Origin of the sequence: Micromonospora globbae (assembly GCF_036184225.1) — a bacterium.
Taxonomy (GTDB): domain Bacteria; phylum Actinomycetota; class Actinomycetes; order Mycobacteriales; family Micromonosporaceae; genus Micromonospora; species Micromonospora globbae.
Genome location: NZ_CP108084.1, coordinates 1015077 through 1041430, shown reverse-complemented (window position 1 = coordinate 1041430; position 26354 = coordinate 1015077). Strand labels below are relative to the sequence as shown.

Sequence of the window (26354 nt, the reverse complement as noted above, 5' to 3'; positions counted from 1 at the left end):
GAGGCCCCGCCGGTGAGCGATCAGATGAGGGCCGTGCGTGAGGCCCCGCGGCGCTATTCGCCAGCTGTAGCGGAGGAACGCCGCCGACTCGTCGGACAGATCGCCGCCGTGATGGAGGCGTCGTCGGTCATCCGCGATCCCAACAGCCGGCAGCTGCTGCTCCAGGAACTGGGCCACGCGCTGGGCGGCGCCCTGGGCTACCGGGAGCTGGGCCTGCTCCGGCCGCAGATCGTGGAGCTGGTGACGGTGTGCGTGGACCGCCCGGGCGGGCTGCGCTGCCTCGTCGAGTGTCTGGAGCTGCTCGAACCCGGCAGCGAGCAGACCGTCGCGCTCCTCCAGCTGGCCGACGAGTGGCAGGTCGTCGAGTTGTTCGCCGACTACGACCTGCCCTGGCTGCGCGGCGTGCTGTCCGCCGTCGAGGTCACCGGCGACCTGCGCCGGTTCGTCGCCGAGGTCCGCGCGACGCCGGCCCCGCCCTGGTGCCGGACGGCCTGGGACCTGTTCGCTCATCTCGCGTCCGCGAACTCGCACGGTGAGGTGCCGCCGTGGCTGCCGTTGCTGGACAGGGTGGCCACCGTCGTGCCGCAGGCGTCGCTCGACCGGCTCCGCGAGCTGGTCGCGCGACTGGCGAAGGACTGGGGTGTCGCGGATCAGGTCGAGGAGTCCGCGTCCAGCCCTCCGCCGCCGGTCGGCACGGCCTATCTCCTGATCCAGTTCGAGAAGTACGGCGGCGACGACGACACCTACATCATGTCGCACTGGTATCAGTGGGCGTCGGCGGTGTGGCAGCCGATCCGCGGGGAGGACCGCCACGTCCCGTACGGCGACCTCGAAGCGGCCGTCGACCAGGTCATCGACGAGACCGAGCGCCGCTGGGCGGACCAGGCCGGCGCGGTGACCATCGAGTTCGTCCTTCCCTGGCAGCTGATCAACGAGCCCGTCGACACCTGGCGCAAGGAACTGCACTCCCTGATGCCGAGTCCGCTGACCGCCGAGTACCCCCTGGTGATCAGAAGCCTGGAGCGCCTGCGCGCCAGCCGGTGGCACCGGGTCTGGCGCAGCCGCTGGCACAGCCTCGCCAGCCGCGACAGCGAGGGGTGGCCGCCGGTCCACTGCGCGTCCCGGCACCATGCCGACGTCCAGCTCGAGGCGACCCTCAAGCGGGACAGCGGCGTCGTCGTCCTGGTGCTCAGCGAGTCCCCGACCGCGGGCAGTGTCGGTGAGCGGCAACTGCTCGTCGGGCTGCGGTCCGGGGTGCCGGCGATCATCTGGCACCGCAACGCATCGTCCACAGAGGAACTGTGCCAGACTGTTGCGTCGATGATCGGCGATCGGGCGTCGGGCCCCGGAGTGACCGAGCTTCCCCACCGTGCCGCGCACCTGCGGCAGCAGGCGTGGAGTGAGGACCCCAAGGGCCTGGACCAGCACATCGGGCACGGCTTCGTGATCTTGTTCGACGATCCGGATCGGCAGCCGGGCGGGGCGGTTTCCGTCGACGGCGACAGGCGAAAGGTCCTTGCATGAGCGGCAACGGTCACGGGACGTGGATCGCCGCCGGCCGGCGTCCCGATGGGACGGGCGGAGGGGTCACCAGGCGCTGCCGTCGCACGTCGCCCCGGCCCGCGCCGGCAACGGCGGGTCTGTGATGAACGGCTCGGCGCCGGCGACCGCCGCTCCCCTGAGCCGCCCGGCGGACGGGCTGCGGCTCGACCTCCCCGACGGCGACCGGGACCTCGTCGTGGTCGTCGACGACGACCCGGTGATGGAGTTCTGGGCCGACGAGATCTCGACCTTCGTCGCCGTTCTCCGCGCCCAGCGCGCCTTCGCCTCCGTCGACGTCCTGCGCATGGCCGTCGCGGAGGGCGCACTCCGGCTCACCGGTGGGCCGGACGCCCTCCCCGCCGCGCCCGCGAGTCTGGTCGATCCGACCGGGCGACGCGTCGTGTTCCTGCTGACGCACGGCGGCTCCGACGCCTGGCGGAGCGGGCTCGTCCACCCCGTGCTCGTCTCCTGGGCCGACACCATGACGGTCGCGGTGGTCAACCTCCTGCCCCAGCAGCGGTGGCGCGAACGCGGAATGGACACCACCGAGGTGGCGTGGAGCCTGACCGGATCCGGCCCGGCGACCTCCGCTTCGGCATGGCGGGTGAGCGGTCTGGATCTCCGGCCCCCCGACGAGCGGGACGACACCCCGCTGACGGCCGTACCGGTCATCGAGCGCGGCACGGACTGGTTGCAGCGATGGAGCCGGCTGCTGGCCGGGCCGGCGGCGGGCGAGCTGCGGATGCCCGCGCTCCTGCTGCCGCCCGAGGCCCCGAACGGCCGCCGACCGAGCCGGTCGCTCACCGCTCACGATCTCGTCGCCCGGTTCCGGGCCACCGCCTCGCCGGCGGCGTTCACGCTGGCGACCCGGCTGGCGGCCGCTCCCCTCAACGCCCGGGTGGTGCGCGCGGTGGCGAGGACGGTGGTCCGGTCGGGGCCGGAGCACCTGACCGAGGTGCTCACGAGCGACCTGGTGCGGCCCGTCCCGCACGGGGCGGCGACGGGCGACACCCGCATCAGGTACGAGTTCGTGCACGGCGTACGCGAGCGGCTCCTCACGCTCGGGTACCGCGACCGTACCGTCGAGGTCCAGCACGTCGTGGAGTACGAACTGGCGCACGACGTCGAGGCCGTGCGCAACCTGACCCTTCGCGTCAAGGATCCGCGGAACGCGTCGTACGAGCGCGTCACTCCGGCCGCCGAGCCGTATCTGCGGGTCGAGCTGGCTGTTCACCTCTCACTGGGCGGGCCGAACCTCGTCGCAGCCGCACGGCTGGGTCAGGCCCTCGGCTCGCCCATCCCACGGCAGGTACGTCGAGTACTGCAGCCACCGTCCGTTACCGCTCACAGGACCATGGAGTCCGGAATGTCTGACAGAGTGAACTCGCCGGGCTCGGGGGGCTCGTTCGGCATCGCACCGCACGCCACGCTGGACGCCGAGCCGGGCATCATCCCGAGCAGGACACCGACCCACGATCGGCAGACCGTACAGCGGCTGGACGGGCAACTGCCGGCGATCGTCGGCAACCTGCCGCTGCGGAACGCGAACTTCACCGGCCGCCGGGAGATGCTCGACTCCCTGCACCAGCGCCTGCGCGCCGGCACCACCGCGGTGCTGCCCGAGGCGGTGCACGGCGCCGGCGGGGTGGGCAAGTCGCAGCTCGTCATCGAGTACGTCTACCTCCACCAGCAGGACTTCGACCTGATCTGGTGGATCCCGGCCGAACGTCCGGCCCAGATCCAGTCCGCGCTGGTGGAGTTGGCGGCGCGTCTGGACCTGCCGGTGCCGTCGACCGCCAACACGGCCGTGCCGGCGGTGCTGGAGGCGCTGCGGATCGGCCGCCCGTACTCGAACTGGCTGCTGATCTTCGACAACGCCGAGGATCCGGACGACGTCGAGCAGTTCTTCCCCAAGGGCGGGCCGGGAAGCATCGTCGTCACCTCCCGCAACAGTGCCTGGCGGGACGTCGCGAGCAGCCTCCAGGTCGACGTGTTCGAGCGGCAGGAGAGCATCGAACTGCTCCGCCGTCGCGGGCCGGATCTGGCCGTCGACGACGCCGACCGGCTCGCGGCGGCCCTGGGCGACCTTCCCCTGGCCATCGAGCAGGCCGCTGCCTGGCGCGCCGAGACGAGGATGCCGGCCGACGAGTACCTGGAGCTGCTCGACGCCAGCCGCCCGGCCCTCGACGACGAGTCGGTGCAGCAGGACTACCCGGAGCTGGTCGCCGCGGCGTGGAACGTGTCGCTCAACTGGCTGCGTGAGCAGGATCTTTCGGCGCTGCGGTTGTTGCAGGTCTGCGCGTTCTTCGCGCCCGAGCCGATCGGCAAGGTCCTCCTGTCGAAGCCGCGCGCGCTTCGCATCCACCCCGATCTGGACCCCCTCGTCCGCAACCCGGTCCGCCTCAACCGGGCGATCCGCACGATCGGGCGTCTCTCCCTGGCCCGGATCGACCACCGCACGAACTCCTTCCAGATGCACCGTCTCGTCCAGCGGGTGCTCATCGACCAGATGGACCCGGCGGACCGCGACGCCCTGCGGCACGGCGCCCACATGCTGCTCGCCGGCAACGACCCCGACCAGCCCGACGACGCCGACCACTGGCCGCGGTACGCCGAGCTGTACCCGCACATCGTGGCCTCCGGCGCCGAGCAGTGCGGGAACGACCTGGTGCGGGACATGGTGCTCAACGAGGCGAAGTACCTCTGGCGGTGGGGCGACCACCTCGCCGCACGGGACCTCTCGCAGCGGGCGTGGACGGCCTGGACCGCCGACGGCGGCGGCGCCGACCCGGACAGCCTGCGCATGGCGAGCTGGCTCGGCTTCATGCACTTCGTCGTCGGCGACTACGCCGCCGCGGCCAGCATCAACGCCCGGACGCTCGAGCTCTACCGGCAGACCCTCGGCGACGACCAGGAGGAGACCCTGTACGCCATCGGCGCGGTGGCCGCCGACCACCGCGTCGCCGGTGACTTCGCCGGCGCGCTGGAACGTTCGCTGGTCGTCTACGACCACGCGAAGCAGAACTTCGGCGAGGACGAGCCGTTCACGCTGCGCGCCGCGCACAACCTCGCGGTGAGCATGCGGCTGTCCGGCCTCTTCGGGCGCGCGCTGCAGCTGGACGAGCAGACGTACCAGCGCCTGGTGCAGATCTACGGCACCGACCACCCGGACAGCCTGAGCACCTTCGGCGGCATCAACCTCGACCGGCGCGAGCTCGGTGACTACATCGCGGCGCACGCCAACCAGGAGAACGTCGTCGCCACGGCCCGCCGGGTGCTGAAGTACGACGACCACCCGGATCTGCTGCGGCAGAGCCACATGCTGGCGAGCTTCCGTCGTAAGGCCGGCCACCACCACGACGCCCTCGACCTGTCGAGCGACGTGCTGCGCCGCTTCCGTACGCGCTACGGCGACGGCCACCCGGACACGGTGCTCGCCATGCTGACGTTCTCCATCGACCAGCGCCTGACCGGCGATCTGCGCGCCGCGCGGGAGGCGGCCGAGGCGGCGGTGGAGGGCCTGCGCCGGCTGTACGGCGAGAACCACCCGCACACCGCGGGCGCGCAGGTCGACCTGGCGGTGACGCTCCGCCTGCTGGGCGAGTGCGAGCAGGCCCGGGACCTGGACCAGGCGGCGCTGGCACGGCTGACCAACCGCCTCGGCACGTCGCACGCTCTCGTGCTGGCCGCCCGGATCAACCTGGCGAGCGACCACTACGAACTCGGCGACTACGCGGAGGCCCACGCCCTCGACGCGGACACCCTCACCCAGGCGCGTCAGGTGCTGGGGTCCAGTCACCCCACGACGCTCGTGTGCGCTCTCAACCTCGCCATGGACCTTCGGGACCTCGGGCGCGAGGCGGAGGCGAGCATGCTCTTCGACACGAGCCTCGAACAGCTGCGGCAGACCCTCGGCGTCCGGCACCCGGCGGTGGCGGCGGTCGGGGCCGGCGTGCGGGCCAACTGCGACATCGACCCGCTCCCCCTGTAGCGGCGCACGGTCGATCCGGCGGGTCAGGCGATTGGCCAGCCCGCCGGGTCGATGGTGTCCGACAGCGGTTCCAGCCCGTGCCCCAGCCAGCTCGCCAGCTCCACCGGGTCGGGGGCCACCGACGCGGAGCCGCGCGACCGCAGTCCCTGGACGACGGCCAGGACGAGTTCCGGAGCGCCGAGCAGGGCGCGGACCGCCGGATCGGTGGGCCGGTCGAGCTGGGTGAGGCCGAGACCCACCCAGCCGTGCACGTGCGACGGGTCCCGCCCCAGCTCGTCGAGGTATCCGGCGCGCGCCCCGTCGAGGTCGCCGGCGACGAGGGCGAGGTCGGCCGGCGTGGCGCCGGCGACCCGGTCCCCCACCCGGTCGGGCGTGGCGCGCAGCCGGCCGAACGCGTCCGCGTCGACCAGCAGGTGCCGGCGCAGGACGGCCCGCGCGTCGAGCGCACCCGCCGGTGGTGCCGCGAGCACCGTCCGGGCACCGACCGCGAGGACGGCCTTCGCCGCGGGATCGCGGCGCTGCCAGGCCGCGGCGAGTGCGTCCCGGTCGGCGGGGGCCAGGCGGATGTTGTGGCCCCGCCACATCGCGCGGTGGTCGACGGCGGCGGCGTGAGCCGCCCCGAGGGCGGCCGGGGGCACCGGATCGTCCTGGCAGGCTGCCAGGTCCGCGTACAGGGTCTCGACGAACCGCTGGCCGTGCCCCGTCAACCGGCCGGACGCGGCCATCGCCCGCAGGACGTCGAGGGTCTGCCGCCGCCACAGCGCGAACTCGAAGTCCGCGAGCGCCCGCTCCCCCGCTGCCGCGTGCTGCCGGTGGACCCGCCAGAACTGGGTGATGCCGGCGAACGCGTAGGCACCCTGGAGAACGCCCGCGAGCGGTCGGGGATCGTCCCGCCAGGGGGCGTAGTAGCGGACGCCGTCGCCGGTCTCGCAGAGGGTCAGCAGGTGCGACAGGGCGCCGAGCTTGTGGTGCTGCGACTCGTGCACCAGGGTCACCGCGAGCTGCACCCCGTCGTCGGGCTCGGAGAGCAGGACGCCCCCGAACGCCTCGGCGCCGGAGGCGGACAGTGGGCGGAACGGCTCGCGGCGCGGCACCGGAGCGAGGGTCCGCACGATCCCGGTGATGGCCCGTGCCCGGTCGGGCTGCTCGCGGACCAGCAGTTCCCAGGCGTGCGCGAGCCACCCACGCCAGCGGGTGATCTCGGACTGCGACAACGGCTCCGGTGACGCCGGTCCGCGCAGGTCCCGGTACACGTCGCGGTCGAGCAACTCGACCCGGAGACCGACGCCGTCCGTGTCGACGTCGACGAGGACGGGTTCGTGCCAGTCCGGGTCGCCGGGCGCACACCGCACGGTCCGTGCGTCGGTCACCATCTCGACCTGGCCGGTGCGGGCCCGCACCCGCACGTGTGCGACGTCCGGCGGGACGGACGCGGCGCCCACGGTGGGCAGCACCGCGGAGCCCTGTCGCGCCGGGATGTCGATCGCGAAGGTGAGGCCCGCGCGGGCGGCGCTCGCCGCCGCGAGGGCGTGGAGGTATCCGACGTCCAGCCACAACGGTGTCCGGGTGTGGGGGTCGTCGCGGAGGCGACGCAGCGTGTGCGCGGCCCAGATGCCGACCTGTGGCTGGGCCAGGACGTCCTCGGTGGTGTCCGGAGCGGCGGCGTGGGCCCGGACCAGGAGCTGCCAGGCGTCGGTGACGGGTGCGAGCGGACCGGTCGTGTCGGTGCGGGTGCCGCAGGTGTCCAGCAGGGCCCGCAGCACGATGAGCCGCCAGCTGCGCTCGGACCGCCGGAGTGCGGCGATGCTCGGTTCGTCGGCGGCGCCGGTCGCCAGGGTGTGGAAGTGCGCGTGATCGAGGTACGTCGGGCCTAACGGGAGGGAGTCAGACGACATGTTCCTCCGAATCCGGCCCGGCGGGCCGCATCCGGCTGGGGAAGGAGCCGTTGTAGCCACTGATGCTGCCCCCCGTATCGGCAACTCTCTCGCGCACCCGCGAGATCGCCGCAGTCATGCCGGTGGAGTCGACGGATCGTAGGGTCGCTACGGTCACCGCTGACAGGTCGAGCAGCTCGGACTCGATACCGGCGAGGCGTTCCTCCATGTACGGCAACCCTCCCGATGATGACAGTCGATAACTCCATCATTACTTATGCGTCCGAGTGGCGAAAGCGCCGAGCGACGGCTACCACACACCGGTTTCGGCGGATTGCTCCGAAGTGGACGCCATGTGGAGGGTGGGTCCGGGCATCAGGTACGGGCCGTCAGTCGGGCGGCGCCGTCCTCGACGCGGGCCACCGCCTCGTCGTCCGAGGCGAAGAAGCGGACCGCCTCGACGAGTTCCGACAGGGCGCCCGGATACCGCAGACAGGTTCGTACGACGCTGATGGCGTCCAGCCGTGCGGCGCTGTTGCGGCGGATGGCCGCGCGTACCGGCCCGCGCAGCAGCGACAGGATCTCCTCACGGTCGTCCGGGCGCAGGAACTCCGGTACGTCGAGCAGCGCGTCCACGAGAGGGGCCAGCGCGGCCGGTGACGGGGACGCCGAGGCGGTCGCGGCGGGACGGCCCGACCCGGAGCGGCTGAGCACGAACCCCTCGTCGCCGAGGGCGTTGCGGTACCACAGGTAGGTGGGCGTCTGGGCGGTAAGGCCGTCGGCACGCAGCTGGTCGAACCGCTCCCGCAGCGCGGTGACGAGCCGTTCCGGATCCGCGAGCCGGCCCCCGTCCTCGTCCTGCAGGAGTCGCAGCACCTCCCGGCTGAACAGTCCGGTGCGCCGTACCCGGAGGTTGGCGGCGGCCTGACCGACGCCGGCGGCGAACAGGACGTCCTGCCTGCGGCCAGGGACCGGGTCGCCGACCGGGAAGGTCTCGGTGCCGGGCGCGCGCAGGCCCTGCGGGCGCTCGTGCAGTTGGCACGCGTCCACGATCCACACCTGCCGGTCGAAGCCCGGGACGACGTCGGTGGAGAAGGTGGCGAGGATGGAGTCGAGGTCGAGCGCGCCGGAATCGGTGGCGGTGGCGTCGGCGTAGTAGAGCCGCCGGTGGCGCCCGGTGTCGACGTAGCCGTGGCCGCCCCAGACCACGTGGAGGACGGATCCCGGCCGCCCCGGCAGCTCCCGCATGAGCACCTGGCGTACGGTCGCGCGGTCGGCGGGACGCCGGTCGACCCCCGGGGGAAGGGCGTCCGGACCGGGATCGGGCGCCAGCAGCACGGTCACCTGGTCGGGTGGTACCCCACGGGCCACGAACCAGGCGGCGAACCGGACGGCGTCGTCGACCGGCCCGGTCAGGCTCCACTCGTCGCCCGCCGCGTACCGGTCGATGCCGACGGCCACCACGTGGACGTCGCGCGGGTCGTCACCGGGTCCCATGGCTCAATCCTCGGGCACGGGTGCGAGCGTCGCGCACGGCGGTGGGCCCGACGGCGCGGCGCCGCGTCGGCACGATCGTCGACGCCCGCACGTGACGTCGACCGGGCTCGATCGTAGCCTTCGGAGAGGGCGTCGCCACCCTCCGCCCGTGGCGAGACGGCCCCGGCGGAGGGCCGCCAGGGGTAGCGTCGGATCGCATGGACGTGGTACGCCTCCGCCCGCGCTCACCCGCGCTGGCGCCCTTCATCTCCTCGATGGGGTACCTCGAGGGGACGTTCCCGCACCGCCGCGAGCGCGTACTACCCACCGGCACCGCACAGCTGCTCGTCAACCTCGACGAGGACGTGCTCTCCTCGGCCCCCGACGGCCTGGCCCCGACGCGCACCTCGGGCGCGGCCCTGCAGGGGCCGGACAGCCGCTCCGCCGTGACGGACACCGCCCACCAGCGGGCCGTCCTGTGGGTCAGCTTCCGGCCGGGCGGCGCGGCGCCGTTCTTCCCCGGCCTCGCGGCGACGCGCGACCGGCTCGTGCCGCTCGACGCCCTGTGGGGGCATCGGGGCGCCACCCTACGCGAGCGGCTGTTGGCGGCCGGGACACCGGACGCCATGCGGAAGGTCGTGGAGTCCGCGCTGCTCGCGGCGGCCGAGCCGCCCCGCCCGGACCGGGCACTCGCCGTGGCCGTGGCCGCGCTGCACCAGGGCACCTCCGTGTCCGAGGCGGCGGACCGGCTGGGGTGGACCCCCAAGAGGCTGACGCGCCGGTTCAGCGCCCAGGTGGGTCTGGCGCCCAAGGTGTTCGCCCGGGTACGTCGCTTCCAGCGCCTGCTGTCCGCCGCCGCGTCGGCACGCACGAGGGGGGACTGGGCCCGGCTGGCCGCCGAGTGCGGCTACCACGACCAGGCGCACATGATCCACGACTTCCACGCGTTCGCGGCGCAGAGCCCCACCGCGTACGCCCCGAGGTCGGCCGAGGAACCCAACCATGTCCCTTTCCTACAATTCGACGACTCCCCGCCGACGCGATGATCGTGGGCATGAGCGACATGTATCCACGCCTCGTGGTGATCGGCGCCGATCGGGCGATCGCGTTCTACACGACGGTGTTCGGTGCCAGGGAGCTGAACCGGTACACCGACGAGAACACCGGGCGCATCGTCCACGCGGAGCTGGAGGTGGCCGGCGGAAGGTTCGCCGTCAAGGACGAGGGCGACGGCGACCCCGCTCCGCCCACACTCGGGGGCACCCCGGTCGTCATGGCCCTGTACGTGGACGACGCGGACGCGGTCGGCCGGCGCATGGAGCAGCACGGCGGCACCGTGGTCTTCCCCATCGCCGACCAGCCGTACGGCGAGCGCGGCGGCCGCCTCGCCGACCCGTTCGGCCACCTCTGGATGATCGCGCAGCGCGGCTAGGCGCCGCACACACGTCGGTCGCGCCACGGCAGCACGTGACGGTCCCGCCACGGCAGGTCGTCGTGGCGGGACCGACGCGCGGGCGGCCTCAGCCGTCCGCCCGGCCGCCGACCGGCGTCGCCGACGGCACGCCGCCGTCCCGCGACGGGGCCGAGCCCGTCGACCGTCCCCACAGGCCCAGCTCCCGGGCGCCGAGGTACAGGAACGGCAGCACCAGCAGCACGTCGGCGACCAACGCGATCGACACCTCGCGGGTGATCCGGCTCAGCGGGAACGCGACCGCGCCCAGGCAGAGCAGTACGCCCACCGGCAGCGGCGCGGTGCGGGTCCAGCAGAGCGCCACACCCAGCGCGAACAGGGTGAGCGGGAAGAGCGGCCCGGCGATCCAGAACAGGGTCGTGGCGAACGGGTACTGGTTGAGCAGCTCGATGGTGTGGGCGTGTGAGACCTCGAAGACGCCCTCGTGGATGCTCTGCACGCCGAACGCCACCCCGCCGACGGTCGCGAAGACCGTCACCGGCAGCGCCACGGCCACGTAGCGGGGGGCCGCGGCGCGCAGCCGGTCGTACAGGCCGATCAGGCCGACGAGCCAGCAGGCGCAGGAGAGCCCGACGAGCGTGCCGGCGGTCACGCCCTGTGACTCGGACTCCCAGAAGAGGGTGGCGAGCAGGTTCAGTGTGGGACCAAGAATGAGAAACATGGATCTGACGGTATGGACGGGCGACCCCCGCCGGATCCGCTCGGCGCCGGCCCCGGACTACCGCCGATGTTGTACGCCCGCCAGCCCGGAGCGGTAGGCGAAGACCACGAGTTGCGCCCGGTCCCGGGCCCCGAGCTTGGTCATCGCCCGGTTGGCGTGGGTCTTCGCGGTCGCCGTGCTCATGCCGAGCCGTACCCCGATCTCCCCGTTGGTGAGCCCCTCCGCGACGAGCGCCACCACCTCGCGTTCCCGGGTCGTCAGGGTGTGCAGACCGGGCACCTCGGGCCCTCGGGCGTACGCGGCGATCAGCCGGCGGGTCACCTCCGGCGCCAGCAGGGCGTCGCCGGCCGCCACCACCCGGACCGCCCTGCGCAGCTCGTCCGGTTCCAGGTTCTTCAACAGGAAGCCGCTCGCCCCGGCGTGCAGCGCCGCGTAGACGTACTCGTCGAGTTCGAAGGTGGTGAGCACGACGACCCGTACCCCGGGCAGCCGCTCGTCGGCGAGGATCCGCCGGGTCGCGGTCAGCCCGTCGGTGCCCGGCATCCGCACGTCCATCAGCACGACGTCCGGCCGGTGGGCGCGGGTCAGCGCGATCGCCTCGTCCCCGTCGGCGGCCTCGGCGACCACCTCGATGTCGGGCGCGCGTTCGAGCAGCACCCGGAAGCCGGCCCGGACCAGGGTCTGGTCGTCGGCGAGCAGGACTCGGATGGTCATCCCGGCAGCCACCCCTCGACGTGGAAACCGCCACCGTGGGCTGGCCCGGCGCGCAGCCAACCACCGAGCCCGACGGCCCGTTCCGTCATGCCCCGCAGCCCGTTGCCCGGCGGCCCCGGCGCGCCCCGCCCGTTGTCCCGGACGCTCAGCGTCAGCCCGTCCGGGCGGTAGCCGAGCCGCACCTCGATCCGGTCGGCGTCGGCGTGCCGTACCGCGTTCGCCACCGCCTCCTGCACGATCCGGTACGCGGACGCCTCCACGGCCCGGGGCAGCGGGCGCCGCTCGCCGTCGCACCGGAGCACGGCACCGGTCGCGGCCGCCAGCGCGGGAAGCCGGTCGAGCGCGGGCGCCGGCGGCGCGGGGCTGAACTCGCCCGGCTCGTCGTGGGGGCCGCCCGGATCCGGGTCGCGACGGCCGTCCCGCAGCACGCCGACGGCGGCGCGCAGTTCCGCCATCGCCTCCCGGCTGGCCTGCCGGACCACGTCCAGCGCGGCGCGGGCCTGCACCGGATCGTCCTCGAGGACCTCGGCCGCCACCCCGGCCTGCACTCCGACCACCGCCAGGGTGTGCGCCGTGACGTCGTGCAGTTCCCGGGCGATCCGGATGCGTTCCTCGGTGACCCGCCGCTCGGCCGCCCGGTCCCGCTCGGCGGACAGCAGCTCCAGCCGGATCCGCCGGCCCCGCACCGCCTCGCCCAGCAGCAGCGCCGCCACGAAGACGACCGTCGAGCTGTCCAGGGTGGCGTCCAGTGGTCCCACGCTCTCCACCAGCATGCGTCCCTGGAGGTCCAGCAGGATGAAGATCGCGGCCACCAGCAGGCCGGCCCGGCGGCGCGGGGCGACCGCCACCGAGTACAGCGCCACCCACAGCGGCGCGGCGGGGGCACCGCCGGGATACCGGGACACGTGGTAGGCCAGGAACAGGGCACCCGCCGTGGCCAGGGTCGCGGCGGGCCAGCGCCGTCGGGCCAGCAGGACCAGCGCCATCGCCAGCCCGAGGGCGTACGCCCACCCGTCCGGCGCGCGGTCGCCGGCCTCCACCGCCGCCACCGCGATCCGATACACCGTCACCGCACCGGCGACCACCACGATGCCGGTGTCCGTCATCCACCGCCGCACACGGCAACAGTAGGTACCCGGCCGGGTGGCCGCGTACCACCGATGCGGTAGCCGGGGGTGGGGTCGCGGGGCTCGTCCCGCGTCGTCCGCCACAGGGTCGGCGCCTCGTGCGGTCGGGTGGGTGCGCGCCGACGACTCCTACGCCGGTCCGTCCGGTCCGCGCCGGCCGCGCCGCTGTCGCAGGGCCGCCACCAGCAACGACACACCCATCACCAGGTCGGTGCCACGGCGCAGGACGGTGCGGACCCGTCCGGGTGGCGCCGCCGGCGGCGGGCCCGGCACGACGACCCGGTCGACGCCGGGGTAGGCGAGCCGCGCGGCGGCGACGGCCTCCTCCTCGGTCAGCGCCGCCCGGTTGCCCACGAGCGTGACACCGGCATCCGGATCCTGGTAGCGCCAGCGCCACACCTCGCCCTCCGGCCACAGCTCGATCCGCTCACCCGTACGGTCGCGGGCCGGCTGCTCCGGTTCCTCTGCCGCCGGTGGCGGCTCGCGACCGCGTGCGGCAGCGAGGTCGGCGCGGGTGAGGTCGCCGAGCCGGGCGGCGTCACCGCGGCGCAGCGCCCGGGCGAGCAGGAACGCCAGCGCCCCGGTGAGCAGCGGGAGCACCAGCACGAGGACGCGGAAGACCGAGAGCAGGTCGTAGACCGGGATCCGGAGCAGCCGGGCGATGATGTCGTCGCCGGCCGCCACGACGAGGACGGCGTAGAAGGTGAGGGCGGCGACGCCGACGCCCATGCGTACGGGATGGTCACGCGGCCGGTCCAGCAGGTGGTGGCGGCGGCGGTCGTGCGTGCGCAGCCGTTCCAGGAACGGCCAGGCGTACAGGGCCAGGAACGTCACGCCCCCGACCACCACGCCGGGCACGAACGGGGCCGGCACCAGGTAGTCGCCGATGCGGGGCTCCCAGGGCGGGAAGAGGCGCAGCGCGCCGTCACCCCACGCCACGTACCAGTCGGGCTGGGCGGGCGACGTGGCCTGGGCGGGCGAGAAGGGGCCGTAGAGCCAGACCGGGTTGATCTGGACGAGTCCGCCGAGCGCGAAGAGGACCGCGAGCACCCAGGCGAACAGCGCGAGGGACCGCAGCGTGTAGCTGGGCCAGAGCCGGGAGCCGACCACGTTGTGCTCGGTGCGTCCCGGGCCGGGGAACTGCGTGTGCTTCTGCCGGACGATCATCGCGAGGTGCACGCTGACGAGGGCGACGAGGAGGGCGGGCACCAGGAACACGTGGGAGATGAACAGCCTCGGGATCATCTCGTCGGAGGGGAACTCGCCGCCGAGGGCGAGGAACACCAGCCAGGACCCGACCAGCGGGATCGACTCGACGACCGAGACGATGATCCGCAGTCCCAGTCCGGAGACCAGGTCGTCGGGCATCGAGTAGCCGGTGAAGCCGTTGGCCAGGGCGAGGGTCAGCATGGTGACGCCGACGAACCAGTTGAGCTCGCGGGGCTTGCGGAACGCGCCGGTGAAGAAGACCCGGATCAGGTGGACCACGATCGCGGCGACGAAGACCAGCGCCGCCCAGTGGTGGGTCTGCCGGATCAGCAGCCCCGCCCGGACGTCCCAGCTCAGCCGGACCGTCGAGGCGTACGCGGCCGACGTGCTGCTGCCGTCCAGCGGCGCGTACGAGCCGCGGTAGACGCGGTCGGCGGAGCTGGCGTCGAAGAAGAAGGTCAGGTACACGCCGGTGAGGATCAGCGCGACGAACGAGTAGAGGGCGATCTCGCCGAGCATGAACGACCAGTGGTCCGGGAAGACCTTCGCCAGGGCCTTCCGCGTGATCGGGGAGAGCCGCAGGCGGTCGTCGACCGCGCGGACGAACCGGTCGACGATCACGGCCAGCTCCAGAAGCCGGCGCCCGGCGGCGCGGTGAAGTCGCCCCGGGCGCGCAGGAAACCGTCGGGGCCGACCTCGACCGGCAGGCCGGGCAACGGACGGGCGGCCGGGCCGGCGACCGGGCGGGCTCCGGCGAAGAGGTCGAAGGACGACTGGTGGCAGGGGCAGAGCACCCGGCCGGTCCCGTGCAGGTAGAGCCGGACGGGGCAGCCGGCGTGGGTGCACAGCAGGGAGTAGACGACCAGACCGTCGAGGTGGCCGCCGGCGGGTGGGCGGGTGAACCGCTCCGGTCGCAGCCGGACCGCGAAGGCCGGGGCGTCTCCGGCGTCGACGGCGCCCTCGGGGAACACGCCCACGACCGTCTCCTCGGGGACGTCCTCGGGGCGCAGCGGGCGTCCCTCGGCGGTGACGAGCCGGATGCCCGGGCGCCACGGGGTGGTCTTCAGTGCCTCGTCCGGTCGGGGTCGGTCCCACGGCAGCAGGGAGCGCAGCGGGAACAGGGCCGCGACGCCGAGCGCGCTCAGCGCCAGGGCGAGCGCGCCGAGCAGGCCGCGTCGACGGATCGGGCTGTCCGGTGCGGTCAGTTCCTCGGCGGTCAACGCCTGCTCCACCGGGGGCGGGGTGAAGCCCTCGTGCTCCTCGACGTACCCGCCGGCCGGCACGAGTCGCCTCCCCCAGGTGGCGAGGCCGGTGGCGAGCCCGGCGAAGGCGACGGCCAGGCAGACGCCCTCCCAGCGGGTGTTCCCACCGAGCCCGTAGGTCACCGCGAAGCCCACCGCGCCCGCGGCGCTGACCAGGAAGGACAGCACGATGCGCCGGCTCACCCCCGGCGGGGCGGGCGGCAGCGGCGGTCGGCGCGGGCTCACTGCCCCGCCCTCCGGCCCAGCCAGCGGGCCGCCGCGACGAGCAGCCCGAGCGTGACGATCCAGGCGACGAGGCCCTCGACGAGCGGGCCGAGGCGGCCCAGCGGGTTGCCGCCGCGGTCCAGCCGTTCGCTTCGCAGCTGTCGCACGTACGCGGTGACGTCGTTCACCTGCTGATCGGTGAGGATCTGGCTGGGGAAGGCCGGCATGAGCCCGGGTCCGACCCGCACCGCCTCGGCGATCTGCACGGGCGTGGCCTCGTACAGGGGTGGGGCGTCCCACCCGTTGGTGAGCGTGGCTCCCGCCCCGGTGGCACCGTGGCAGGGCGCGCAGTTGGCGGCGAAGACCTCGCGCCCGGTGGGCAGGCTGCCGGCGGAGACGCGGGGAATCTGCGGCCCGCCGCCGCCGAAGCTGGCCACGTGGTCGACCAGGGCGGCGATCTCGTCGGCCGAGAAGACCGGCTCGTCGCGCCGGGGCTGCGCCGTCTCGTTCGGGACGGGCATCCGTCCGGTGCCGACCTGGAAGTCCACCGAGGCGGGACCGACGCCGACCAGCGAGGGGCCGCGCTGGCTGCCCTGTCCCCGTGGTCCGTGGCAGCTGGCGCACTGCTGCCGGTACAGCTCGGCGCCGCGCTGGCCGTTCTCGGGTGTGCCGGTGGGTGCGGCCGTGGACGGTCCGGGTGCGGGCCGGGAGCTCAGCGTGGCCGGCCCGGCGGCGAGCACCAGGGCGGCGCCGACGGCGAGAGCCCGGCGGGGTACGGGCCATCCCGCCCGGGCACCGGTGCGCGCTCGCTGCTGCATGGGTCAGTCCAGGGTGTAGAGGTAGGCGGCGATGTCCTGGGCGTCGATGGCGGAGACGCCCAGGTCCGGCATGGCCGTCCCCGGTTCGACGGCCTGCGGGTCGGCGATCCAGTGCTGGAGGTTGTCGGCGTTGTTCACCAGCTCCCCGGCGATGTAGGAGCGGGCGCCGAACCGGGTCAGCGGCGGGCCGACCAGCCCGTCGGCGCGGTCGATGCCGGGGATGGTGTGGCAGGAGCCGCAGCCGTACCGGGCGATGAGGGCGGCTCCCCGTTCCGGCTGCCCGGATCGGATCTCCGGGGGCGGTGGCGGCGGGGTGCGGGCGCAGGAGACGGCGGCGAGCAGCGCCACCAGGACGACGGCGCCGCCGCGCAGGGCTTTCCTCATCGCAGCACTCCCTCGGCTCGGGCTGCCGGCCGGCCGGCCTCGGGTGGGCCCACCTCGCCGGGTTGCTGCCGCTGCAGGCGCAGCAGCCAGCGCAGGAAGACGGTCAGGGTCGCGACGAGCACGGCCACGTCCATGGGCGCCCACATCAGCAGGCCCGCGAGCTGCTGGTCGGCGACCGGGTCGGAGCCGAGCGCCCGCAGCGGGTAGATCGGCTGCGGTGCGAAGGTGAGGGCCGCGCCCAGCGCGGAGGCCGGCAGCATCGTGCCGGCCAGCAGCAGCACCGCGACCGGTGGCGGCAGCCGGTGCCGGGCCGCACCGAGCACCGGCGCCCACAGCAGCCAGGACCCGGCCACGAAGCAGACGTGCTCCACCACGTGCACGACGGGTCGGTCGAGCGCGGCGACGTAGGGCGCCGGCAGGTGCCAGACCCACAGCACCAGCGTCTGCACGGCGCCGGCCAGCAGGGCGGTGGTCGCGGGCCGACGCAGCCGGCGGGTGGCGGGAGCGGACCGGACCCGGGCCAGCCGTCGCCGCAGCGACGCCGGGCAGGCGAGGCTGAGGGGCAGGCCGGCGGCGCCGGCGGCGAGCAGCGGTCCGGCCACCAGCATCAGCGTCATGTGCTGGGTCATGTGCCCGGCGAACGATCCCCGCGCCAGCGTGGCCAGCGGTCCGCTGTCGGCGGCGAGCATGACCACCACGCCGCCGCCGAAGGCGGCGACCCGCCACACCGGCACGACCTCGCCCGCGCCCCGGCGGGCCCACAGCTCGTGCACACCGCGGCCGTAGCCGGCGGCCAGCAGGGCGACGGCCACGGCGAGCAGGATCGTGAGCAGCCCCGCCTCGACCGAGCCGTCCGCGGCGGCGGCCGGGGTCACCGCTGGCATGGCGGGAACACCAGCAGGGCGACGCCGCCCAGCGCGATGATGGTGAGGAACAGCAGGTTCGCCCAGAGGCCGAGGAGGGCGAGCATACGGGTGCGCCCCAGCGTGGCCTCGGTCGTCCCGTCCGGACGCGCCCGGGCGGTACGCCGCCAGGCGAGCACGGCCGCCAGCAGCGCGCCGACGGTGGCCAGCGCGGGCAGGACCACCGCGAGTGCCACGACCACCCGCAGCGACACCCCGCTGACCTGGTCGGATCCGCTGGCGCAGGTGAGTTCGTCCACGCCCCAGGCGGCCATGACGTGGACCGCCCAGGCGAGCGCGCCGCCCAGGACGGCGTACCACAGCAGCAGCCCGCCGGCGAGGCGGGCGCGCGGGCCGGGCTGGGCGCTCACCACAGCCTCGGCGACAGGTAGATGGTGAACAGGATGGCCGCCCACACCACGTCCACGAAGTGCCAGTAGATGGCGACGTTGCGGACCCGGTCGTGGCGCCGGGCGCCGAAGCTGCCGCCGCGCAGGGAGGCCGAGAGCAGCCAGCTCACCATGGTGAGCCCGATGAACACGTGCAGGCCGTGGAAACCGGTGATGACGTAGAACAGCGAGCCGTACGCGTTGGTGGTGACCGTGAACTCGTGGAGCAGCTCGGCGTACTCGGTGGCCTGCAGTCCCAGGAAGGTGAGCCCGAGCAGGAAGGTGGCCGCGAGGCCGACGCGCAGGCGGCGGCGTTCGCCGCGGCGGATGCCGCGCTCGGCCCAGACGATCGGCAGGCTGCTGGGCAGCAGCACCGCGGTCATCACGAGCGGACGCAGCAGCCGGGGTTGTTCGATGCCGCCGGGCGGCCACTCGCCACCGTGCTGGAAGCGCAGGTAGAAGTAGCTGCCGAGCAGGCAGGCGAACAGCGTCGCCTCGGTGGCGACGAACATGACCATCCCCCACCAGCCGGTGGACCGCCCGGCCGGCAGCTCGGTGGTGAGCGCCTCGGTGCTGGTGGCCGCGGCGAGGTCGTGGGCGCTCATGCCGGCACGCCCGCACCGGCCGCGGCACCGCGCGGGACGGCGCGCCCCCTCATCGGGCCACCCCCAGTTCCTCCTCGGGGAGGCGCGGTGGCCAGAGCCACACGGCGACGACGACGGCCACCGCGAGCGCCGCCGCCCCGGCGACGGGGTACCAGGCGAACAGCATCGCGGTGAAGAAGACCAGCATGGCCAGGGCGAGCAGGAGGGGTTGCAGGGACGACTCGGGCATCCGCACGGCGCGTTCGCGACGCCCGTCGAGTTCGCTGGTGAGCAGCGTGGTCCGCCCGTCGGCGAGGGTGCGGTCGGGGGTGGCGCCCTCGGCCATGGACGACCGGCTCGGCTCGTCCCAGGTGGGGTGCAGGCTGTGCACCTGGGGCAGGACGGGGAAGTTGTACGGCTTCGGCGGCGAGTCGGTCGACCACTCCAGCGTGTCGCCGCCCCACGGGTCCGGTGGCGCGGGCCGGCCGCGGCGGACGGCGTGCAGCACGCCGACGAGCACGAGCAGCAGGCCGGCCGCGAGGATGTACGCCCCGACGGTGCTCACCAGGTTCCAGACGTCCCAGCCCGGTTCGCTGCGGTAGGTGTAGACGCGGCGGGGCATGCCGAACAGGCCGTAGAGGTGCATCGGGAAGAACGTGACCTGCATGCCGGTGAAGAACAGCCAGAACGCCCACCGGCCGAGACCCTCGTGGTACATCCGCCCGGTGATCTTCGGCAGCCAGTAGTAGATGCCGGCGAGGATCGGGAACACCGCGCCGCCGATGAGCACGTAGTGGAAGTGCGCCACGACGAAGTACGAGTCGGTGACCTGCTGGTCGAACGCCGTGAGCGCGAACATCGTGCCGGTGAACCCGCCGAGCACGAAGGTCACGATGAAGCCGACGAGGAACAGCAGCGGCACCTTGACGACCACGCGGCCGAGGGCCATCGTGGCCAGCCACGCGAAGATCTGGATGCCGGAGGGGATGGTGATGATCGTGCTGGCGGCGCTGAAGAAGCTGTAGGAGAGCTGCGGCAGCCCGGTGGCGAACATGTGGTGCACCCAGACGCCGAACGAGATGATCGAGATGGACACGATGGCGAGCACGACGAGGACGTAGCCGACGACGCCGCGGCGGGTGAACGCGGGCAGCACCGCCGAGACGATGCCGAGGGCCGGCATGACGATGATGTAGACGTCGGGGTGCCCGAAGATCCAGAAAAGGTGCTGCCAGAGCAGCACGTTGCCGGCGGCGTCGGGGTCGAAGAAGCGGGTGTCGAACCGGCGGTCGAGGAACAGCATGGCGTTGTCGAGGTTCAGCGCCGGCAGGGCGAAGATCACCATGAAGGCGGTGGCGACGATCGCCCACACGAACAGCGGGACGCGGTTGAGGGACATGCCGGGCGCGCGCAGCTTGAGCGCGGTGACGATGAAGTTGATCGAGCCGGCCGTGGTGGCGATGCCGAGGAAGAGCAGCCCCAGGGTGTAGACGTCCATGTGCAGCCCGGGGGTGTTCACGTCGTCGGTCAGCGGCACGTAGGCGAACCACCCGCCGTTGGGGGCGGCGCCGAAGGGCAGGCTGGCCCACATGAACAGCCCGGCGAAGAGGAACACCCAGTACCCGAGGGCGTTGAGCTTGGGGAACGCCATGTCCCGTGCGCCGATCATCAGCGGGACCAGGTAGTTGCCGAAGCCGAACAGCATCGGGGTGGAGAACAGGAAGATCATCGCCGTGCCGTGCATGGTGAACAGCTGGTTGTACTCCTGCGGGGACAGCAGGTTCGACTCGGGCCGGGCCAGCTGGGTCCGCATGGCGAGGGCGCTGACGCCGGCCAGCACGAAGAACAGGGAGGCCGTCACGAGGTAGCGCCGGCCGATCCTCTTGTGGTCGACGGTGCTGAACCACGCGCGCAGCGAGGGGCGTTCACCCCAGTGTTCGTCGAGCCGGGACAGGTCCTCCTGGCTGGCGCCGGACGGCGGCGCGGTCGTCGTGGACACGTGCACCTCCCCCGCGGCTACGTGAGTGACCGGAGATAGGCGATGAGGTCGGGCAGCCGCTGCGCGTCGACCGGTTGCGGCGGCATGTAGCTGCCCGGCTTGACGGTCTGCGGGTTCACGATCCAGCCGCCCAGGTGCCCGGCGTCGTTGGGGACGGCGCCCGCGCCGATGCTCCACCGGGACCCGATGTCGGACAGGTCGGGCCCCATCCGCGCGACCGCGTCCGTGCCGCGGATGGCGTGGCAGCCGGCGCAGGTGCCCTGGAGGAACGCCTGCTGCCCGCGCCGCTCGGCGTCCGTCGACGGCTGCCGGGCCGGGGACCCGAGGCGGGCCAGCCACGCCTCGAACTGGGGGCGCGGCTCGGCGACCACCCGGAACGCCATGTGCGCGTGCTGCGTGCCGCAGTACTCGGCGCACTGCCCCCGGTAGCTGCCGGCCCGCTCGGCGTGCAGCCAGGTCTCGCGTACCTCGCCGGCGATCAGGTCGGTCTTGGGCATCAGTTGCGGCACCCAGAAGCTGTGCAGCACGTCGGCGGCGTGCAGCCGCACCCGCACCCGCTCGCCGACCGGGATGTGCAGCTCGTTCGCGGTGGCCCCGTCGACTCCCGGCACCCGGACCTCCCACCACCACTTGTGGCCGGTGACCTCGATGGTGGTGGCGTCCCGCCCGGGGCCGGCGCCGAGCGCGGCCAGGTCGCGCAGTCCGAGGGCGTAGACCACCACCAGGATCACCAGCGGCACCCCGGCGCCGGCGACCGCCACGAACCGCAACGGCTGGCCGTGTCGCACCCGGACGTCCCGACCGCGCCGGAACACCAGTGCCCAGACCAGCAGCGCCATGACCTCGGCGAAGACGGCCACGGAGATCCAGAAGAGCACCCACCACAGGTCGGCGACGCGGGCCGCGCCCGTGCCGGCCGGATCCAGCGTGGACGGCGCGTCACCGGCGCAGCCGGCGAGCGGCAGCAGCCCGGCGAGCACGGCCGTCCCGGCGAGGCGCCGTGGCGGCCGCCGCCGGGGGCGCGCGCGGTCCCGTGTCCTGTCCACCGGCACCGACCTTAGCCAGCTACTCCCCTTCTGCGGCCTATTAACAGGAAAGCGGTGGATGCACGTTTTGCCGGGACTAGAGTCGGCGCTCAGGAGTATGCGGGGAGGCGCTCCGGCCGACCCGGACAGGGAGATCATGCGTACGACCACCGTGGACCTCGCGGCCGACACCCCGGCCGGTGCGGCCGCCCGGCGGACGACGGCCTGGACGGCCGGCGGGCTCGCCGCCGCGGCCGCCCTCACCGGCGGCCTGCTCGCTCCCACCGACGCCGCGCAGGGCCAGGCGCAACGCCTCATGTACGTGCACGTGCCGGCCGCCTGGGTGGCGTACCTCGCGTTCACGGTCGTCCTGGCGGCCAGCCTGGCGCACCTGATCCGCGGTGACCTGCGCTGGGACCGTTACGCGCGGGCCGGCGCCGAGATCGGAGTCGCGCTCACCGCCGTGGCCCTCGCCAGCGGCGCCTACTGGGGACACCTGGTCTGGGGCACCTGGTGGGCCTGGGACCCCCGCCTGGTCAGCACCGCGTTGCTGCTGCTGACGTACGCCGGCTACCTGGCGCTGCGCCGGGCGGTGGCCGAGCGGACCGGCCGGGACGGCGCCGACCGGACGGCCGCGGCGCTCGGCGTGGCCGGCTTCCTGCTGGTCCCCGTGGTGCACTTCTCGGTGGTCTGGTGGCGGTCGCTGCACCAACCGGCCACCGTGCTCGCCCCGGAGCGTCCGCCGATCGACGCGCGGATGGGCCTCGCGCTGCTGCTCGCCGTGGCGGCCGCGAGCGTGGCCGCGCTCTGCGTCCTGCTCTACCGGGTCGTCCGGCTGAGCCGCCGGCACGGCCCGGACCCCGCCACGTCCGCCTCCCGGCGCCGCGAGCCGGCCCGCGTCGGATGATCCGCCGGCCCGGTCGCCTCGCGCTCGCCGGTGTGCTGGTCGCCGCCGGCGCTCTCGTGGTGGCCGGCGCGCTGGAGGACACGCTCACCTACTACCGGACGCCGGCGGAGGTCCTGTCCGATCCGGACGCGGCCGGCGAGCGCGTGCGGCTCGGGGGCGACGTCGTACCGGGCTCGCTGCGCCGCGACGGCGAGACGGTCGTGTTCCGGCTCGCCGAGGCCGGCCACGAGATCGTGGTGCACCAGCGCGGCGCCCCGCCGGACACCTTCCGCGAGGGCGAGGGCGCGGTGGTCGAGGGCCGGCTCTCCCCCGACGGCGTCTTCCGCGCCGACCACGTGGAGGTCCGGCACGGCAACGAGTACGGCCCGACCGGCGCGGAGTCACCGGATGCTCGGTGACCTCGGCACCGCCAGCCTGGCGGCCGGGCTGTCCTGCGCCACCCTCACCGCGCTGCTGTGGCTGCGGGTCGCGCTGCTCGCCACGCCCGTCCGACCGGCCCGCGTGGCCACCACGGCGACGCTGCTGGCCGCCGCCCTCGCCTGCGCGGTGCTGGAGGTGGCCCTGCTGCGGCGCGACTTCAGCGTCCGTTTCGTGGCCGAGAACGGCGGTCGCCACGTGCCGGTCCACGACACGCTGACCAGCCTGTGGTCGGCGCTCGACGGATCACTGCTGCTGTGGCTGCTGGTGCTCTGCGGGTACGCCGCCCTGCTGGCCCACCGGCGGCTCCCGCCGCGCCTGCAGGCGTACGCGATGGTGGTCGTGAGCGTGGTGGCGGCGTTCTTCTTCGCACTGTCGTCGCTCGCCGCGAACCCGTTCCGGGACGTGCACCCGGTCCCGCTCGACGGTCCCGGCCCGAACCCGCTGCTCCAGCAGCATCCGGCCATGGCGATCCACCCGCCCCTGCTCTACGCCGGCTACCTCGGTCTCGTCGTGCCGTTCGCGCTGGCGCTGGCCGCGCCGCTCGCGGGTGCCGAGGGCCGCGCCTGGCTGCGCATCGCCCGTCCGTGGGCGCTCGTGGCCTGGTCCGCGCTGACCGCCGGCATCGCGCTCGGCGCCTGGTGGTCGTACGCGGTGCTGGGCTGGGGCGGCTACTGGGCGTGGGACCCGGTGGAGAACGCCTCCCTGCTGCCGTGGCTCACCGCGACCGCGTTCCTGCACACCGCGCTTCCCGGCGCCGCGCCGCGCGCCCGGTGGAACGCCGTCCTCGCCTGCGCGAGCTTCGCACTGGTGCTGCTCGGCACGTTCCTCACCCGCTCCGGCGCGGTGGCCAGCGTCCACGCGTTCACCGAGTCCCCGCTGGGGCCCCTGCTGCTCGGCCTCGTCCTGCTGGCCGTGCTGGCGTCGACGCTGCTCGCCGGACGCGGCGAGACGGCGACGGACCCGCCGCGACCGCCGCTGCTGTCCCGCGGCACCGCCGTGCTGGTCAACGGCGTGCTGCTGGTGAGCATCGCCGCGACCGTCCTGGTCGGCACCGTGCTGCCGCTGCTCACCGAGCCGCTGACCGGTGCCCGCGCCAGCGTCGGTCCCGCGTACTACGCGCGCACCGCGGTGCCGCTGGCGATCGCGGTGCTCCTGCTCGCCGGGGTGGCGCCCGCGCTGCGCCGTGTCCGGCACCGGACGGCGGCACGGCGGCTGGCGCTCCCCGCAGTGGCGGCGCTGGTCACCGTGGCGGTGACGGGACTGCTCAGCCGGCCGGGCGTGCCGGCGCTCGCGGCGTTCGGCGCCGCGGCGTTCACCCTCACGGGTCTGGCCGGAGAACTCCGGTCCCTGCCACGCCGCCGGGGCCGCGCCGGCGCCGTCCGCCTCGCGGCGCTGCTCGCGCACGCCGGCGTGGCCCTCGTCGCGGTCGGCGTGGCCGGCTCCTCGGCGTACGGGCAGGCACGGGAGCAGACCATCCGAACCGGCGAGACGCTGCGGGTGGCCGACGTGTCGGTCCGCCTGCTGGCCGTGGACCGGTCGACCGGGGACGGGCGGATGGAGGTGCGGGCGCGCCTCGCGGTGACCGGCGACGGCCCGGACCGTACGGTGCGGCCGGGCCTGCGGTACGACCTCGCCCGGGACACCGTCGTCACCGTCCCCGAGATCGGGACGGGCCTGCGCCGGGACACGTACGTCACCCTGCTCGCGGTCGCCGCGGACGGCGGGACGGCGACGGTCCGCCTGGCCGTCAACCCGCTGGTCGGCGTCCTCTGGTGCGGCGCGGCGCTGGTCGTCGCCGGCGGGCTGCTGGCGTCCGCCCGTCGCGCGGGCGCGCGCCGCCGCCGGGCGGTCCCCGCTGCCACGGCCGGCCGGCGGCGCGCGGAGGTCAGCGCGTGAGGCCCGGGCGGATGCCGCTGGGGCGGTGCGTGGTCCTGCTGCTGGTGGCGGCGGTCGGCGCGGTGCTCGCGACCGGGCTGCGGGACGGCGCGGCCCCGCCGGCCGGCGGTCCGAGCCCCGCCCCCGCGCCGCGGCTGGCCGGGTCGACCCTCGACGGCGGGCGCTTCGACCTCGCCGAGGCACGCGGGCACGTGGTCGTCGTGAACGTCTTCGCCTCGTGGTGCGGGCCGTGCCGGGACGAGTTGCCGCTGCTCGCCGACGCCGCGCGACGCTGGGCGCCGGACGGCCTGCGGGTCGTCGGGCTGAACCTGCGCGACGGGCCCGAGGCGGTCCGCGCGCTGCTCGCCGAGACCGGTGCGGACGACCTGACCGTGGTGCCCGACCCGGACGGCACCCGCGGCGTCGAGTGGGGGGTACGCGGGGTGCCCGAGACGTTCGTGGTGGACCGGGACGGCCGGATCGTCACCCGACACCAGGGAGTCGTCAGCCGGCAGTGGCTGGACCGGTGGGTGACGCCACTGGTGGAGGCGGCGTGAGCCGGCGGCGGCTGTTCGGGGCGCTCGCGGTGGCGGCGCTGCTCGCCGCGACGGCGGCGGGGCTGCTGCGATCGTCCGCGCCGGACGCCGATCCGGTGCGGGAGGTGGCGCGGGACCTCCGCTGCCCGGCCTGCCAGGGCGAGTCGGTGGCCGACTCGACGTCGCCGATCGCCGCGGCCATGCGGCAGGCGGTGGCCGAACAGCTGTCCCAGGGACGCAGCCCGGCACAGATCCGCCGCTGGTTCGCCGACCGCTACGGCGACGAGGTGCTTGCCGGCGCGCCCGCCGGCGGGATGTCGCTGCTGCTCTGGGCCGTACCCGCGGTGGCTCTGCTGGGCGCGGGCGGCGCGGCCGTCCGCACGCTGCGGCCCCGGCGACGGCGGCGGGCCGGTGCGCCACGCCGGTCGCCGGCCGCGGCGGGAACGGCGCCCGCGAACCGCGCCCCGGCCGCGCGGCGTGTCTGGTGGGCCTCCTGCGCGGGGGTCGTCGCGCTCATGGTCACCGTGGCGGTCGCCGCGGAGCGCCTGGACGACGCCGGGCCGCCGGCGGGGCCCGCCGATCCGGTCGCCGTCACCCTCCAGCTGGCCCGCGACCTGGAACAGCAGCAGCGGTACGACGCCGCGGCCGAGCTGTACCGCGACGCGCTGCGGGACCACCCGGACGACGGCGTCCAACTGCGGCTGGGCTTCGCCCTGCTCCGGGCGGGCGACGCCGCGGGCGCGGAGCGGACGGTCCGCGACGTGCTGACCCGCTCCCCCGACTCGCCCGACGGGCTGCTCGTGCTCGGCCTCGCGCAACGCCGCACCCGTCCGGCCGACGCGCCGGTCACCCTGCGCCGCTTCCTGACCGTGGCGCCGCACCACCCCGCCGCCGCCGAGATCACGCGGCTGCTCGACCGGTGAGCCGGCACGGGTGGCGCCGCTCCTCCGTCCGGCGGACCGGCCGGCGAAGGCCGCCGGTGGG

At 74.4% G+C, this 26354-nt stretch carries 24 protein-coding genes; 9 read left to right on the top strand and 15 right to left on the bottom strand.

The annotated features are described in order from the left end of the window. The first annotated feature begins 111 nt into the window (after positions 1-111). Together OG994_RS04650 and fxsT are read left to right on the top strand one after the other, a co-directional pair. Positions 112-1524, top strand: a complete 1413-nt coding sequence (locus OG994_RS04650) for a VMAP-C domain-containing protein (RefSeq protein WP_328853662.1) — start codon at positions 112-114, stop codon at positions 1522-1524. A 121-nt stretch (positions 1525-1645) separates the two neighbouring features. Next, positions 1646-5533: an FxSxx-COOH system tetratricopeptide repeat protein gene (gene fxsT, locus OG994_RS04645; RefSeq protein ID WP_328852315.1), complete on the top strand. Its 3888-nt coding sequence runs from the start codon at positions 1646-1648 to the stop codon at positions 5531-5533. A 23-nt stretch (positions 5534-5556) separates the two neighbouring features. Here the strand turns inward: fxsT and OG994_RS04640 are convergent, their stop codons facing one another. The 3 genes from OG994_RS04640 to OG994_RS04630 form a co-directional block, all read right to left on the bottom strand. Continuing rightward, entirely contained in the window at positions 5557-7428 is a 1872-nt protein-coding gene (locus OG994_RS04640) for an HEXXH motif domain-containing protein (protein ID WP_328852314.1), read from the bottom strand. Next, complete coding sequence (locus OG994_RS04635) at positions 7418-7636, bottom strand: hypothetical protein (RefSeq protein WP_120326515.1); 219 nt, start codon at positions 7634-7636, stop codon at positions 7418-7420. Before OG994_RS04635 ends, OG994_RS04640 begins: the two co-directional genes overlap by 11 nt. Positions 7637-7782: 146 nt before the next feature. Beyond that, positions 7783-8904, bottom strand: a complete 1122-nt coding sequence (locus OG994_RS04630) for an effector-associated domain 2-containing protein (protein ID WP_328852313.1) — start codon at positions 8902-8904, stop codon at positions 7783-7785. Between the two features lie 197 nt (positions 8905-9101). Between OG994_RS04630 and OG994_RS04625 the strand changes: the two genes are divergently transcribed. Both OG994_RS04625 and OG994_RS04620 read left to right on the top strand, forming a co-directional pair. After that, a complete protein-coding gene (locus OG994_RS04625; protein WP_328852312.1) occupies positions 9102-9929 on the top strand; it encodes a helix-turn-helix domain-containing protein in 828 nt (275 codons plus the stop codon). 8 nt (positions 9930-9937) lie between these two features. Beyond that, positions 9938-10315 (top strand): VOC family protein, encoded by a 378-nt coding sequence (locus tag OG994_RS04620; RefSeq protein WP_120326700.1) that lies wholly within the window; start codon positions 9938-9940, stop codon positions 10313-10315. A gap of 88 nt (positions 10316-10403) precedes the next feature. On the opposite strand, the gene OG994_RS04615 is transcribed toward OG994_RS04620, so the two are convergent. The 12 genes from OG994_RS04615 to coxB all read right to left on the bottom strand — a co-directional run bounded on the left by OG994_RS04615 (position 10404) and on the right by coxB (position 21653). Continuing rightward, positions 10404-11015: a hypothetical protein gene (locus tag OG994_RS04615; RefSeq protein WP_192902039.1), complete on the bottom strand. Its 612-nt coding sequence runs from the start codon at positions 11013-11015 to the stop codon at positions 10404-10406. Between the two features lie 57 nt (positions 11016-11072). Beyond that, positions 11073-11729, bottom strand: coding sequence for a response regulator transcription factor (locus tag OG994_RS04610; RefSeq protein ID WP_328852311.1), 657 nt, complete (start codon positions 11727-11729; stop codon positions 11073-11075). Then, positions 11726-12847 carry a sensor histidine kinase gene (locus OG994_RS04605; RefSeq protein WP_328852310.1) on the bottom strand — a complete coding sequence of 374 codons (1122 nt, stop codon included), beginning with the start codon at positions 12845-12847 and terminating at the stop codon, positions 11726-11728. The genes OG994_RS04610 and OG994_RS04605 overlap by 4 nt, the downstream gene beginning before the upstream one ends. Positions 12848-12985: 138 nt before the next feature. Next, positions 12986-14686, bottom strand: coding sequence for a cytochrome bc1 complex cytochrome b subunit (gene qcrB, locus OG994_RS04600; RefSeq protein ID WP_328852309.1), 1701 nt, complete (start codon positions 14684-14686; stop codon positions 12986-12988). Next, positions 14683-15552, bottom strand: coding sequence for a QcrA and Rieske domain-containing protein (locus OG994_RS04595; protein ID WP_328852308.1), 870 nt, complete (start codon positions 15550-15552; stop codon positions 14683-14685). Before OG994_RS04595 ends, qcrB begins: the two co-directional genes overlap by 4 nt. Beyond that, positions 15549-16349 (bottom strand): cytochrome bc1 complex diheme cytochrome c subunit, encoded by an 801-nt coding sequence (gene qcrC / locus OG994_RS04590; RefSeq protein WP_328852307.1) that lies wholly within the window; start codon positions 16347-16349, stop codon positions 15549-15551. Before qcrC ends, OG994_RS04595 begins: the two co-directional genes overlap by 4 nt. Before the next feature lie 3 nt (positions 16350-16352). Continuing rightward, on the bottom strand, positions 16353-16733 hold the full coding sequence (locus tag OG994_RS04585; protein ID WP_328852306.1) for a c-type cytochrome: 381 nt from the start codon (positions 16731-16733) through the stop codon (positions 16353-16355). Beyond that, positions 16730-17617: a cytochrome c oxidase assembly protein gene (locus OG994_RS04580; RefSeq protein ID WP_328852305.1), complete on the bottom strand. Its 888-nt coding sequence runs from the start codon at positions 17615-17617 to the stop codon at positions 16730-16732. Before OG994_RS04580 ends, OG994_RS04585 begins: the two co-directional genes overlap by 4 nt. After that, entirely contained in the window at positions 17605-18006 is a 402-nt protein-coding gene (locus OG994_RS04575; RefSeq protein ID WP_328852304.1) for a hypothetical protein, read from the bottom strand. Before OG994_RS04575 ends, OG994_RS04580 begins: the two co-directional genes overlap by 13 nt. Then, entirely contained in the window at positions 18003-18629 is a 627-nt protein-coding gene (locus tag OG994_RS04570; RefSeq protein ID WP_328852303.1) for a cytochrome c oxidase subunit 3, read from the bottom strand. Before OG994_RS04570 ends, OG994_RS04575 begins: the two co-directional genes overlap by 4 nt. Positions 18630-18678: 49 nt before the next feature. Further along, positions 18679-20607: a cytochrome c oxidase subunit I gene (gene ctaD / locus OG994_RS04565; RefSeq protein WP_328852302.1), complete on the bottom strand. Its 1929-nt coding sequence runs from the start codon at positions 20605-20607 to the stop codon at positions 18679-18681. A 17-nt stretch (positions 20608-20624) separates the two neighbouring features. Next, the gene (gene coxB / locus OG994_RS04560) at positions 20625-21653 is read right to left on the bottom strand and encodes a cytochrome c oxidase subunit II (RefSeq protein ID WP_328852301.1); all 1029 of its coding nucleotides are present in this window, start codon (positions 21651-21653) and stop codon (positions 20625-20627) included. Positions 21654-21789: 136 nt separating this feature from the next. On the opposite strand from coxB, the gene ccsA reads away from it, so the two are divergent. From ccsA to OG994_RS04535, 5 genes are read left to right on the top strand one after another with little or no spacing between them, the layout of a single operon-like run. Then, entirely contained in the window at positions 21790-22539 is a 750-nt protein-coding gene (gene ccsA, locus OG994_RS04555) for a cytochrome c biogenesis protein CcsA (protein WP_328852300.1), read from the top strand. After that, positions 22536-22937: a cytochrome c maturation protein CcmE gene (locus OG994_RS04550; RefSeq protein ID WP_328852299.1), complete on the top strand. Its 402-nt coding sequence runs from the start codon at positions 22536-22538 to the stop codon at positions 22935-22937. Before ccsA ends, OG994_RS04550 begins: the two co-directional genes overlap by 4 nt. After that, a complete protein-coding gene (locus tag OG994_RS04545; RefSeq protein WP_328852298.1) occupies positions 22927-24855 on the top strand; it encodes a heme lyase CcmF/NrfE family subunit in 1929 nt (642 codons plus the stop codon). The genes OG994_RS04550 and OG994_RS04545 overlap by 11 nt, the downstream gene beginning before the upstream one ends. Further along, positions 24852-25391: a TlpA family protein disulfide reductase gene (locus OG994_RS04540; protein WP_328852297.1), complete on the top strand. Its 540-nt coding sequence runs from the start codon at positions 24852-24854 to the stop codon at positions 25389-25391. The genes OG994_RS04545 and OG994_RS04540 overlap by 4 nt, the downstream gene beginning before the upstream one ends. Then, positions 25388-26293 (top strand): cytochrome c-type biogenesis protein CcmH, encoded by a 906-nt coding sequence (locus OG994_RS04535; protein ID WP_328852296.1) that lies wholly within the window; start codon positions 25388-25390, stop codon positions 26291-26293. Before OG994_RS04540 ends, OG994_RS04535 begins: the two co-directional genes overlap by 4 nt. Positions 26294-26354 lie beyond the last annotated feature (61 nt).

Coding starts and splice junctions, on each gene's coding strand:
- OG994_RS04650 (WP_328853662.1), top strand. CDS start 112: ATGGAGGCGTCGTCGGTCATCCGCGATCCCAACAGCCGGCAGCTGCTG.
- fxsT (WP_328852315.1), top strand. CDS start 1,646: ATGAACGGCTCGGCGCCGGCGACCGCCGCTCCCCTGAGCCGCCCGGCG.
- OG994_RS04640 (WP_328852314.1), bottom strand. CDS start 7,428: ATGTCGTCTGACTCCCTCCCGTTAGGCCCGACGTACCTCGATCACGCG.
- OG994_RS04635 (WP_120326515.1), bottom strand. CDS start 7,636: ATGGAGGAACGCCTCGCCGGTATCGAGTCCGAGCTGCTCGACCTGTCA.
- OG994_RS04630 (WP_328852313.1), bottom strand. CDS start 8,904: ATGGGACCCGGTGACGACCCGCGCGACGTCCACGTGGTGGCCGTCGGC.
- OG994_RS04625 (WP_328852312.1), top strand. CDS start 9,102: ATGGACGTGGTACGCCTCCGCCCGCGCTCACCCGCGCTGGCGCCCTTC.
- OG994_RS04620 (WP_120326700.1), top strand. CDS start 9,938: ATGAGCGACATGTATCCACGCCTCGTGGTGATCGGCGCCGATCGGGCG.
- OG994_RS04615 (WP_192902039.1), bottom strand. CDS start 11,015: ATGTTTCTCATTCTTGGTCCCACACTGAACCTGCTCGCCACCCTCTTC.
- OG994_RS04610 (WP_328852311.1), bottom strand. CDS start 11,729: ATGACCATCCGAGTCCTGCTCGCCGACGACCAGACCCTGGTCCGGGCC.
- qcrC (WP_328852307.1), bottom strand. CDS start 16,349: ATGCAGCAGCGAGCGCGCACCGGTGCCCGGGCGGGATGGCCCGTACCC.
- OG994_RS04585 (WP_328852306.1), bottom strand. CDS start 16,733: ATGAGGAAAGCCCTGCGCGGCGGCGCCGTCGTCCTGGTGGCGCTGCTC.
- OG994_RS04580 (WP_328852305.1), bottom strand. CDS start 17,617: ATGCCAGCGGTGACCCCGGCCGCCGCCGCGGACGGCTCGGTCGAGGCG.
- OG994_RS04570 (WP_328852303.1), bottom strand. CDS start 18,629: ATGAGCGCCCACGACCTCGCCGCGGCCACCAGCACCGAGGCGCTCACC.
- ccsA (WP_328852300.1), top strand. CDS start 21,790: ATGCGTACGACCACCGTGGACCTCGCGGCCGACACCCCGGCCGGTGCG.
- OG994_RS04550 (WP_328852299.1), top strand. CDS start 22,536: ATGATCCGCCGGCCCGGTCGCCTCGCGCTCGCCGGTGTGCTGGTCGCC.
- OG994_RS04545 (WP_328852298.1), top strand. CDS start 22,927: ATGCTCGGTGACCTCGGCACCGCCAGCCTGGCGGCCGGGCTGTCCTGC.